Origin of the sequence: Paraburkholderia sp. SIMBA_054 (assembly GCF_046534875.1) — a bacterium.
GTDB classification, from domain to species: Bacteria; Pseudomonadota; Gammaproteobacteria; order Burkholderiales; family Burkholderiaceae; genus Paraburkholderia; species Paraburkholderia hospita.
Map to the genome: position 1 here is coordinate 1 of NZ_JAWRXV010001797.1, position 232 is coordinate 232.

At 50.9% G+C, this 232-nt stretch carries 1 protein-coding gene; it reads left to right on the top strand.

Features of this window, described 5'->3' with window-relative positions; all coding sequences use genetic code 11:
* Positions 1-84: 84 nt before the first annotated feature.
* Positions 85-232 (top strand): ureidoglycolate lyase (locus SB822_RS61275; RefSeq protein ID WP_410859689.1); only part of this gene is annotated, 148 nt, incomplete at its 3' end.

The window sequence follows — 232 nt, forward strand, 5'->3', positions numbered from 1 at the left end:
CGGTTGAAACTGCTTCGCAATTGACAGAAGGCACAGCACCAAGCTTTGTCGCTATAAGAATTTTGTTTTTACGGGGAGGATGATTTGCACGTCGAAGTTCTGGTGGTCGAACCGCTAACAAAAGACGCTTTTGCTCCATTTGGTGATGTCATCGAGACGGATGGAGCCGAGCTGCGCCTGATTAACAACGGCACGACCGAGCGATACCACGATCTCGCACGTGTCGAAGTCG